Consider the following 10,681-nt stretch of genomic DNA (forward strand, 5'->3'; position numbering starts at 1 on the left):
CGGTCATGGCCCTGAGCCGCGCCGCGCGTCTGGCACCGGTGGTGGAAATGGCCGAAAAGGCCGAGAAAACCGCCGTGCAGCGTCTCGGGTATTTCCAGGGGCAGGTGAAAGTGGCCGAAAGCAAACTTGCCGACCTGCATGCCTTTCGTCTGGATTACTCCGAGCAATGGATCGTACGCGGCAGCACCGGCGTGACCGGGCAGTGGCTGCTCGGGTTTCAGGGGTTTCTGACCCAGCTCGACACGGCGGTGGACCAGCAACGGCAGAGCCTGCAATGGCACCAGAACAATCTGGACAAGGCCCGCGAGGCCTGGCAGCAGGCGTTCGCCCGCGTCGAAGGCTTGCGAAAACTTGTACAACGCTATCGAGATGAAGCCCAGCGAGTCGAAGACAAGCGCGAGCAAAAGCTGCTGGACGAACTGTCCCAGCGTCTGCCGCGCCGCGATGCTTATTGACGGGGGGATCTCTGACAGTCTCCGGCGGCTTCCTGCCTTGCCCATGGCCCTTGCAAGTGCTAAACCTTGTACACGTTCGTCAATGACAAGGAAGCCAGTACATGTCAGTCGTTACAGAAGTCTCTCCCGATGGTCAAAAGCTGACGATTTCGATCAAGGGGCGGTTCGATTTCGGTCGCCATCAGGAGTTTCGCGAGTCTTATGAACGACTCGACAGGAAGCCCGACTCCATCGTGGTGGATCTGAAGGACGCCACTTACCTCGACAGCTCGGCTCTGGGCATGTTGCTTCTGCTGCGTGATCACGCCGGAGGCGACGACTCGGATGTGCGCGTGGTCAACAGCAATTCGGATGTGCGCAAGATCCTCGCCATTTCCAATTTCGACAAACTGTTCGACATCAGTTGACGGCCATGCAGCCGCAAGAGCCGCTGACGATCCTCATCGCCGAGGACAGCGCCGCCGACCGGTTGCTGTTGTCGACCATCGTCCGTCGTCAGGGGCATGCCGTGCTCACGGCCGCTAACGGTGCCGAAGCCGTTGAGGTGTTTTCCAGCCAGCAGCCCCATCTGGTGCTGATGGACGCGATGATGCCGGTCATGGATGGTTTCGAGGCCGCGCGGCAAATCAAGGTGCTGGCGGGTGAAAACCTGGTGCCGATCATATTCCTCACGTCGCTGACCGAAAGCGAAGCCCTCGCTAGATGCCTGGAGGCGGGGGGTGACGATTTTCTGGCGAAGCCTTACAACCAGGTGATCCTGTCCGCCAAAATCAAGGCGATGGACCGCTTGCGGCGTCTGCAGGCTACGGTCCTTCAGCAGCGCGACCTGATTGCCCGGCATCACGACTACCTGCTCAACGAGCAACGGGTCGCCAAGGCCGTGTTCGACAAAGTCGCGCACTCCGGTTGCCTGAGTGCGCCGAACATCCGGTACCTGCAATCACCCTATGCGCTATTCAATGGTGATCTGTTGCTGGCGGCCTATACACCTGCCGGCGACATGCATGTGTTGCTGGGTGACTTCACCGGTCACGGTTTGCCTGCGGCGGTGGGGGCCATGCCTCTGGCAGAAGTGTTCTACGGCATGACCGCCAAGGGCTACGGTCTGGCCGAAACCCTGCGTGAAATGAATGCCAAGCTCAAGCGCATCCTGCCGGTGGACATGTTCTGCTGCGCCACGCTGCTCTGTCTGAGTTTTCAACGACGCAGCGTGGAAATCTGGAACGGCGGCATGCCCGACGGTTACCTTCATCGCATCGCCACCGGGGAGCGGGTACCCCTTGCGGCACGGCATCTGCCGCTGGGAGTGCTCAGTCCTCAGGCCTTCGATGATCGCACCGAGGTGTTCTCGATGGCGGTGGGGGATCGCGTTTTTCTGCTGTCCGACGGCGTGATCGATACCTGCGATGCCAATGATCAGTTGTTCGGCGTCGAGCGCTTGCAGCAGGTGTTTGCCGGTAACCGGCAGCCGGATCGCCTGTTCGCCGAAATCGAGCAGGCGTTGCAGGATTTTCGCGGCGAAGCACGGGACGATGTGAGCATGGTCGAGGTCAGCCTGCTGGACATGGTGCAGGTCAATGCGCCGGCTCCGGTGTATTCCGACAGCGGCCAGTCCTGTCCGCTGGACTGGTCGGTGAGTTTTGAATTTCGCGGCGCTACGCTCAAACGCTTCAACCCGTTGCCCTACCTGTTGCAATTGCTGCTGGAGGTGCACGGTCTGCGCACCCAGAGCGGAGCGTTGTACAGTGTACTGGCCGAGCTTTACTCCAATGCGCTGGAGCATGGGGTGTTGGGGCTGGACTCCAGTCTCAAGCGCGATGCCTCGGGTTTTGCGCGTTACTATGAACAGCGCAACAAGCGTCTGGATGCCCTGCAGGACGGCTATGTGCGTGTGCATCTGCAGGTTCGTCCGCAAGGTGAAGGTGGTTGTCTGGTGGTGCGTGTCGAAGACAGCGGCAAGGGTTTTGACGTGGCGCGGGTGATGGAGCGTCCGCTGGACGATGTCCGTCTGTCGGGGCGTGGCGTCAGCCTGATCCGGCAATTGAGCAGAAACCCGAGCTGGTCCGACGATGGTCGCAGTGCTCGCGTGGAGTTTTTCTGGGAGGCTCTGGCATAATCCGCGCATTCTTGATCAAGGAGTGAACAAGTGACTGATGCCTGTGTAGATCGCGACGTGCTGAGCGCGTTGCAAGAAGTCATGGAGGATGGCTATCCGGAATTGCTGGATACGTTCCTGGCAGATTCCGAAGCGCGCCTGTGTGAATTGCAAAAAAACGCCGATGCCGACGCCTTGTCGTCTGTCGCCCACAGTTTCAAAGGCAGTAGCAGCAATATGGGGGCGACCCGCCTGGCCGAGCTTTGCCAGGAGCTGGAACAGCACGCCAAGGACAGGAGCCCCTCCGAAATCATCAAGCTGGTGGCCGAAATCCACGACGAATTCGCGCATGTGCGCCCCGTCTATGAGGCCGAGCGACAGCGCTCACCTGCCCATTGAGTCAGCCGTCCGGCGCTTTTGTCCGATGCCGGACGAAACTGGCCCGGCACTTGCAGTCATCTCGTTCAACTGTACCTTTGATCCCAGTGCAGCGGAGACCGTGCCATGCCTGCAACCCCTAACATTCTTCTTCAGACTGCCGCCCAGGCCAAGGCGCAAGCCGCCTCTGCCAAGTCGTCAGCGGTGGCCGCAGTGCCCGGGGACAAGGCCTCCAGCTTCGCTCAAGTATTTGCCGATCAGGGGCAGAACAAGCCTTGCGCTGCCACCGATAACTCGGTGGCACCCGCACGCGACAAGGACTCGGGCAGCGTGGGCAAGGCGGACGCCGGCAAGGATCAGTCTGCCGCTGCTGCATCGACGGTTGCCGATAGCGGCAAAGCCTTGCCCGCCGACAAAACGTCGTCGACCCCCTCGGACGACGACAAGGTTGCCAGCGACGATGCATCCGACACCCCGGCCACGCCGGTCGCCGACACTGCGCCTGTTGTGGATCCGGCACTGGATCCGGCGCTGATGCAAGTCGTGCAGCCGGTTGTCACGCCGCCGGTCGTGGCGGCACCTGTCGTTGAAACGCCAGCGAAGCCTGAGACCCAGGCGCCGGCGGTGGCTGCGCTGCCGGCGGCTGCCACGGCGACGCCTGTCGCCGACAGTGATTTCGATCCCGAGGCCGATCCGCTCGATGCGCTGCCGGTGCTGCGCATGGCGATGGAGCAGAGTGGTCACATTTCCGCTTCCAGCCAGTCGCAGCCCAAGGCGACGCCTGCGCAAGCCCAGGCTGATGGCGAGCTGACCTCGGCGCAGACGTTTGCCGCCGGCATGGCCAGCATGCTGGATGTGCAGGCTGACAAGGACAGCACCAGCCAAGGGGGCGAAAAATCCTTCGCTGGCCTGATCGACGATGGTCTGAAGGACTTGAAGTCCGCCACCAGCGATACCCGCGTCGATGATTTCGCCAACCGTCTGGCGGCACTGACTCAGGCGGCCACGCCGAAAACCGCCAACGCGGTGCCGGTGAACCAGCCGATCGCCATGCATCAGAATGGCTGGACCGAAGAAGTGGTCAACCGCGTCATGTACCTGTCGAGCAACAACCTGAAGGCTGCCGATATTCAGTTGCAGCCGGCCGAGCTGGGTCGTCTGGATATCCGGGTGAACATGGTGCCGGACCAGCAGACCCAGGTGACATTCATGAGCGCACACCCGAGCGTTCGCGAAGCGCTCGACGGCCAGATGCATCGTCTGCGTGACATGTTCACGCAGCAGGGCATGGGGCAGGTCGATGTCAACGTTGCCGACCAGAACCGTGGCTGGCAGGGGCAAGGCCAGGAACAGGCGCAGCAGGGGCAGGCTGGTCGCACCAGCGCCGCCGGCGGTCGCCTGGATTCGGCCGAAGAAGAGTTGACGCCGGCGGCCGTGGCTGAAGCCGCCGCTCAAACCACCAGCGTGATCGGCAGCAGCGCCGTCGACTACTACGCCTGATTCAGCGCTGAAAAAAACTGTGGGAGCCAGCCTGCTGGCGATGAGGGTCTGATAGTCAACACAGGGTTGACTGCCAGGCCGCTATCGCCAGCAGGCTGGCTCCCACATTGCTTTGCGGTGCGCCCGATTTCTCCCTCCGACACTTCTGGCATAACACTTGCTCTTGCCTTGCCGTGCGACTGTGAAAACCCGATTAGTGACGGATTATTGGCATGGCGAAGAGCGAAGCAGCAGCAGTAAAAGACCCCGCAACCAAAGGCAAACTCAAGATGATCATTGCGATCGTTCTCGGGTTGCTGCTGGCCATCGGCGCGTCTGTAGGGGCGACCTGGTTCTTCATGCACAGCGCCCAGAGCAAACCTGCGGCTGCAGTGGAAACCGCTCCGGTTGGCAAGCAGCCGGCGATTTTCGAGCCGATGGCGCCGGCCTTCGTGGCCAATTACAACCAGAACGGCCGTCAGCGCTACATGCAGGTGAGTATCACCATGCTGGCGCGCAATCAGGCTGATCTGGACGCGCTCAAAGTGCACATGCCGGTGATCCGCAACAACCTGGTGATGCTCTTTTCCGGTCAGGACTTCGCCACACTGGCGACGCCGGTCGGTCAGGAGATGTTGCGCCAGAAGGCCACGGCCAGCGTCCAGGAAGTGGCGCAGAAAGAGCTGGGCAAAGTGGTGATCGAACAGTTGCTTTTCACTAATTTCGTACTGCAGTAGGAACACGACATGGCCGTGCAGGATCTGCTGTCCCAGGATGAAATCGACGCGCTGTTGCATGGCGTCGACGATGGTCTGGTACAGACCGATAACGCTGCCGAACCCGGCAGTGTCAAAAGCTACGACCTGACCAGCCAGGATCGCATCGTCCGTGGACGCATGCCGACTCTGGAGATGATCAACGAGCGTTTTGCCCGCTATACCCGCATCAGCATGTTCAACATGCTGCGCCGCTCGGCGGACGTTGCCGTCGGTGGCGTGCAGGTGATGAAGTTCGGCGAATACGTGCACTCGCTGTACGTGCCGACCAGCCTCAACCTGGTCAAGATCAAACCCCTGCGCGGCACCGCGCTGTTCATCCTCGACGCCAAACTGGTGTTCAAGCTGGTGGACAACTTCTTCGGCGGCGACGGCCGTCACGCCAAGATCGAAGGGCGTGAATTCACCCCGACCGAACTGCGTGTGGTGCGCATGGTGCTGGAACAGGCGTTCGTCGATCTGAAGGAAGCCTGGCAGGCGATCATGGAAGTCAATTTCGAGTACATCAACTCGGAAGTGAACCCGGCCATGGCCAACATCGTCGGCCCGAGCGAAGCGATCGTGGTCTCCACGTTCCACATCGAACTCGATGGCGGTGGCGGCGACCTGCACGTGACCATGCCGTACTCGATGATCGAGCCGGTGCGCGAAATGCTCGACGCCGGTTTCCAGTCGGACCTCGACGACCAGGACGAGCGCTGGGTCAACGCCCTGCGTCAGGACGTGCTCGATGTCGACGTGCCGATTGGCGCCACCGTGGCTCGCCGCCAGTTGAAACTGCGCGACATCCTGCACATGCAGCCGGGTGACGTGATCCCGGTCGAGATGCCGGAAGACATGATCATGCGCGCCAACGGCGTGCCGGCCTTCAAGGTCAAGATGGGCTCGCACAAAGGCAACCTCGCGTTGCAGGTGATCGAGCCGATCGAGCGTCGCTGAGGCGACGCAACACCCCTTACGCCTTTAACTGAATTGTTGCCCGCCGAGGACAAATGATGAACGACGAAATGAACGCCCAGGACGATCAGGCACTGGCCGACGAATGGGCTGCGGCCCTGGAAGAGACCGGTGATGGCAGCCAGGCCGACATCGACGCACTGCTGGCCGCCGACGCTGGCACTTCGAGCTCCAACCGTCTGCCGATGGAAGAGTTCGGCAGCGTGCCGAAGAGCAACGAGCCGGTCAGTCTGGATGGTCCAAACCTGGATGTGATTCTCGACATCCCGGTTTCCATCTCCATGGAAGTGGGCAGCACCGACATCAACATCCGCAACCTGCTGCAACTCAACCAGGGTTCGGTGATCGAGCTTGATCGCCTGGCCGGTGAGCCACTGGATGTGCTGGTCAATGGCACCCTCATCGCTCACGGCGAAGTGGTCGTGGTCAACGAAAAGTTCGGCATCCGCCTGACCGACGTGATCAGCCCAAGCGAACGCATCAAGAAGCTGCGCTGAGTGAAAAAGGTTCTGGGTTCCTTGCTGGCCGCGGTGCTGGCACTGCCATTGACTGTCATGGCTGCAGAGCCTGCGGCCGCGACCGCTGCTGCGGCGTCTCCCGCGGCGCCCGCGATTGCTCCGGCAGTCAGCAGTGGTGTCGCCGGGCAATTGACGCAGTTGGTATTCGGCCTGTTGCTGGTGCTGGGGCTGATCTTCTTCCTCGCCTGGCTGCTGCGCCGGGTGCAGAACGCGGGACCGGCGGGCAAGGGGCAGGTGATCGAGCTGATCGGTTCCCGAGCGCTCGGCCCGCGTGACCGTCTGATGCTGGTGCAGGTCGGCAACGAGCAGATTCTGCTTGGCCTGAGCCCCGGCACCATCACCGCGCTGCATGTGCTCAAGGAGCCGGTGGACGTCCCGGCCACCTCCGAAAAAGCGACTCCGGAATTTGCCCAGCATCTGTTGAAGATCCTCGGCAAGGATCAGAAGGATAAGAAGTAATGGGTGCGTTGCGCATCGTCTTGACCCTGGCCTTGATGTTGGCCGCGCCACTGGCGTTCGCCGCCGATCCGTTGTCGATCCCGGCGGTCACCCTGGGCACCAATGCCAACGGGGCGCAGGAGTATTCGGTCAGCCTGCAGATCCTGCTGATCATGACGGCGCTGAGTTTCATCCCGGCTGCCGTCATTCTGATGACCAGCTTCACCCGGATTATCATTGTCTTCTCGATCCTGCGTCAGGCCCTCGGCCTGCAACAGACGCCGTCGAACCAGATTCTCACCGGCATGGCGCTGTTCCTGACCCTGTTCATCATGGCGCCGGTGTTCGACCGGGTGAACAACGATGCCTTGCAGCCGTACCTGGCGGAGAAACTCACCGCCCAGCAAGCGGTGGAAAAGGCCCAGGTGCCGATCAAGGACTTCATGCTCGCGCAGACCCGTTCCAGCGATCTCGAGCTGTTCATGCGTCTGTCCAAACGCACCGATATCGCGACGCCGGATCAGGCGCCGCTGACCATTCTGGTGCCGGCGTTTGTGACGTCCGAATTGAAAACCGCGTTCCAGATCGGCTTCATGATCTTCATTCCGTTCCTGATCATCGACCTGGTGGTGGCCAGTGTGCTGATGGCGATGGGTATGATGATGCTGTCGCCGCTGATCATTTCCCTGCCGTTCAAAATCATGCTGTTCGTGCTGGTGGATGGCTGGGCGCTGATCATCGGCACCCTGGCCAGTAGCTTCGGAGGTGTTTCGCCATGACGCCGGAAGTTGCGGTCGATATCTTTCGTGAAGCGCTGTGGCTGACCACGATGATGGTCGCGATCCTGGTGGTTCCGAGTCTGCTGGTGGGCCTGCTGGTGTCGATGTTCCAGGCCGCGACGCAGATCAACGAACAGACCCTGAGCTTTCTGCCGCGTCTGCTGGTGATGCTGGTGACCCTGATCGTCGGCGGTCCGTGGATCATCCAGACCTTCATGGAATACATCATCCAGCTGTACAAAAACATTCCGCTGGTCATCGGCTAGGTCATGCAATCGCTGCTTCAGTTGACCGACACCCAGATCAGCACCTGGGTGGCGACGTTCATGCTGCCGCTGTTTCGCATCGGCTCGATGCTGATGGTGATGCCGGTCTTCGGCACCACGCTGGTTCCCAAACGCATCCGCCTGTACCTCGCACTGGCGATCACTGTGGTGATCTCGCCGAACCTGCCGCCGATGCCTGCGGTGAGTCCGCTGGATCTCAGTGGCTTGCTGTTGATCGCCGAGCAGATCCTGGTCGGGGCAGTGCTCGGGTTCTCCTTGCAACTGTTCTTCCAGGCTTTCGTGATCGCGGGGCAGATCGTTGCGATCCAGATGGGCATGGGCTTCGCCTCGATGATCGACCCTACCAACGGCGTGTCGGTGGCGGTGATCGGGCAGTTCTTCACCATGCTGGTGACGTTGCTGTTTCTCGGCATGAACGGTCACCTCGTCGTCTTCGAGGTGCTGACGGAAAGCTTCACCACGCTGCCGGTGGGTGCAGGCCTGATGACCGCGCATTACTGGGAACTGGCCGGCAAGCTCGGCTGGGTGCTGGGCGCGGCATTGATGCTGGTGCTGCCAGCGGTCACTGCGCTGCTGGTGGTCAACATTGCGTTCGGTGTGATGACCCGTGCGGCGCCGCAACTGAACATCTTCTCGATCGGTTTTCCGCTGACCCTCGTGCTCGGTCTGTTCATCGTCTGGGTCGGTCTGGCAGACATTCTCAATCAGTATCAGCCGCTGGCCGTCGAAGCCTTGCAGCTGCTACGCGAACTGGCACAGGCGCGCTGAGTCATGGCAGAGAGCGAGAGCGGTCAGGATAAAACAGAAGACCCCACGGAGAAGCGCAAGAAGGACTCCCGGGAAAAGGGCGAGATTGCGCGCTCCAAGGAGCTCAACACCCTGGCCATCATGCTCGCCGGTTCCGGTGCGCTGCTGGTGTTTGGCGGCATGCTGGCGCAGGACCTGATGGAACTGATGCGCATGAACTTCACGCTGTCGCGAGAAGTGATCATGGATCAGGGGGCCATGGGCAAGTTCCTGATGAGCTCCGGGCTGACAGCGCTGGTGGCGATCCAGCCGATCATGATCACTTTGCTGCTGGCTGCGTTTCTCGGGCCGATCGCGCTCGGCGGCTGGCTGTTCGCCGCGGGCTCTCTGGCACCCAAGTTCAGTCGGATGAACCCCGCTTCGGGGTTCAAGCGCATGTTCTCCATGAAGTCGGTGGTCGAACTGCTCAAGGCATTGGCCAAGTTTCTGATCATTCTGGCCGTGGCGCTGGTGGTGCTGTCCGGGGATGTCGACGACCTGTTGCGCATCGCCCATGAGCCGATGGACCGGGCCATCATCCACAGCCTGCAAGTGGTCGGCTGGAGCACCCTGTGGATGGCGTGCGGGTTGATCATTATCGCGGCAGTCGACGTCCCGGTGCAGATCTGGGAGAGCATCAAGAAGCTCAAGATGACCAAGCAGGAAGTGCGCGACGAGCACAAGGATCAGGAAGGCCGGCCGGAGGTCAAGCAGCGGATCCGTCAGGTGCAGCGCGAGATGTCGCAGCGGCGGATGATGGCGGCGATCCCGGATGCCGATGTGGTCATCACCAACCCGACGCACTACGCCGTGGCCCTCAAGTACGATTCGGAGAAGGGTGGGGCGCCGGTGTTGCTGGCCAAGGGCAGCGACTTCCTGGCGCTGAAGATCCGCGAGATCGCCGTGGCCAACGAAGTCATGCTGCTCGAATCGCCAGCCCTGGCGCGTTCGATCTATTACTCCACCGAGCTGGAAGAAGAGATTCCCGGCGGTCTGTACCTGGCGGTCGCTCAGGTTCTGGCCTACGTCTACCAGATCCGCCAGCACCGCGCAGGCAAGGGCAAGTTCCCGGAACCGCTCAAGGACGACCTGCCGATTCCGCCGGATCTGCGGCGCGATTCCTGATTTTTTGGTGATGAAAAAAACCGCCTTCCGGTTGAACCCGGTGGCGGTTTTTTTACGCCTGATGACCTGTGTTGCTTGTGAGGCCGCCTTCGCGGGCAAGTCGAATCGTCGCACCGCCGCTCCCACAGGGAAATGCATTCCAAATGTGGGAGCGGGCTTGCCCGCGAAGGCGTCAGCCACCACGACGCATTTCTCAAGCCTTTACACAGAGGTCTGCGACGGCGGTAGTTCCAGATTATTCAGCACCCGATTCGCTGCCAGCTCCCCGAGCATGATCAGTTGCCCGATCCCCATCAGCGTCCTGCGCTGCGAGGCGGGCATGAGGTGAGCAAAGTCATTGGCGATGGTTCTGGCTGAAGCGAGGGTTTCGCAGAGTTCGACCAGCAGCTCTTCGTTTTTGAAGTCTGCGGTGACGGCAAACATTCGACGGGTTTTGCGCGGCGGTGCAGTGGAGCCGGGCGGGCAGAGATAGTGATCGAGCGCGCGATCGGCGGCTTCGTGAAGCTTTCTGGAGTCGAGGGATTCGTAGGGCGAGGCGGGGTCGGTTTCGGGCGGATTGGGTGTTGGTTTGATCATGGTGAAGCTCCTGAGGTTATGGAGCCACTTTC

At 61.1% G+C, this 10,681-nt stretch carries 14 protein-coding genes; 13 read left to right on the top strand and 1 reads right to left on the bottom strand.

Features of this window, described 5'->3' with window-relative positions; genetic code table 11:
- The first annotated feature begins 5 nt into the window (after positions 1-5).
- The 13 genes from fliJ (at position 6) to flhB (ending at position 10,073) form a co-directional block, all read left to right on the top strand.
- Positions 6-455 carry a flagellar export protein FliJ gene (gene fliJ / locus C6Y56_RS07835; protein WP_114881898.1) on the top strand — a complete coding sequence of 150 codons (450 nt, stop codon included), beginning with the start codon at positions 6-8 and terminating at the stop codon, positions 453-455.
- Between the two features lie 101 nt (positions 456-556).
- Entirely contained in the window at positions 557-862 is a 306-nt protein-coding gene (locus C6Y56_RS07840; RefSeq protein WP_065260769.1) for an STAS domain-containing protein, read from the top strand.
- 5 nt (positions 863-867) lie between these two features.
- Entirely contained in the window at positions 868-2,571 is a 1,704-nt protein-coding gene (locus tag C6Y56_RS07845) for an ATP-binding SpoIIE family protein phosphatase (RefSeq protein ID WP_169429407.1), read from the top strand.
- 81 nt (positions 2,572-2,652) lie between these two features.
- Positions 2,653-2,949, top strand: coding sequence for an Hpt domain-containing protein (locus C6Y56_RS07850; protein WP_243433359.1), 297 nt, complete (start codon positions 2,653-2,655; stop codon positions 2,947-2,949).
- A 105-nt stretch (positions 2,950-3,054) separates the two neighbouring features.
- The gene (locus C6Y56_RS07855; protein WP_169429409.1) at positions 3,055-4,428 is read left to right on the top strand and encodes a flagellar hook-length control protein FliK; all 1,374 of its coding nucleotides are present in this window, start codon (positions 3,055-3,057) and stop codon (positions 4,426-4,428) included.
- Between the two features lie 212 nt (positions 4,429-4,640).
- Positions 4,641-5,144, top strand: a complete 504-nt coding sequence (gene fliL / locus C6Y56_RS07860; protein ID WP_065260765.1) for a flagellar basal body-associated protein FliL — start codon at positions 4,641-4,643, stop codon at positions 5,142-5,144.
- Between the two features lie 9 nt (positions 5,145-5,153).
- Positions 5,154-6,122 (top strand): flagellar motor switch protein FliM, encoded by a 969-nt coding sequence (gene fliM / locus C6Y56_RS07865; protein ID WP_003222890.1) that lies wholly within the window; start codon positions 5,154-5,156, stop codon positions 6,120-6,122.
- A gap of 56 nt (positions 6,123-6,178) precedes the next feature.
- Positions 6,179-6,637, top strand: a complete 459-nt coding sequence (gene fliN, locus C6Y56_RS07870; protein ID WP_423815205.1) for a flagellar motor switch protein FliN — start codon at positions 6,179-6,181, stop codon at positions 6,635-6,637.
- A complete protein-coding gene (gene fliO / locus C6Y56_RS07875; RefSeq protein WP_225739953.1) occupies positions 6,638-7,117 on the top strand; it encodes a flagellar biosynthetic protein FliO in 480 nt (159 codons plus the stop codon).
- Positions 7,117-7,875 (top strand): flagellar type III secretion system pore protein FliP, encoded by a 759-nt coding sequence (fliP, locus tag C6Y56_RS07880; RefSeq protein ID WP_085710474.1) that lies wholly within the window; start codon positions 7,117-7,119, stop codon positions 7,873-7,875. The genes fliO and fliP overlap by 1 nt, the downstream gene beginning before the upstream one ends.
- Positions 7,872-8,141 (top strand): flagellar biosynthesis protein FliQ, encoded by a 270-nt coding sequence (gene fliQ / locus C6Y56_RS07885; RefSeq protein WP_085710476.1) that lies wholly within the window; start codon positions 7,872-7,874, stop codon positions 8,139-8,141. Before fliP ends, fliQ begins: the two co-directional genes overlap by 4 nt.
- Positions 8,142-8,144: 3 nt before the next feature.
- Entirely contained in the window at positions 8,145-8,930 is a 786-nt protein-coding gene (gene fliR / locus C6Y56_RS07890; protein ID WP_114881905.1) for a flagellar biosynthetic protein FliR, read from the top strand.
- Positions 8,931-8,933: 3 nt separating this feature from the next.
- On the top strand, positions 8,934-10,073 hold the full coding sequence (gene flhB, locus C6Y56_RS07895) for a flagellar biosynthesis protein FlhB (RefSeq protein ID WP_169429411.1): 1,140 nt from the start codon (positions 8,934-8,936) through the stop codon (positions 10,071-10,073).
- Positions 10,074-10,274: 201 nt separating this feature from the next.
- On the opposite strand, the gene C6Y56_RS07900 is transcribed toward flhB, so the two are convergent.
- Positions 10,275-10,649, bottom strand: a complete 375-nt coding sequence (locus C6Y56_RS07900; protein ID WP_169429412.1) for a DUF6124 family protein — start codon at positions 10,647-10,649, stop codon at positions 10,275-10,277.
- Positions 10,650-10,681: the final 32 nt, after the last annotated feature.

This window comes from Pseudomonas fluorescens (assembly GCF_012974785.1).
Classification (GTDB): Bacteria; Pseudomonadota; Gammaproteobacteria; order Pseudomonadales; family Pseudomonadaceae; genus Aquipseudomonas; species Aquipseudomonas fluorescens_BT.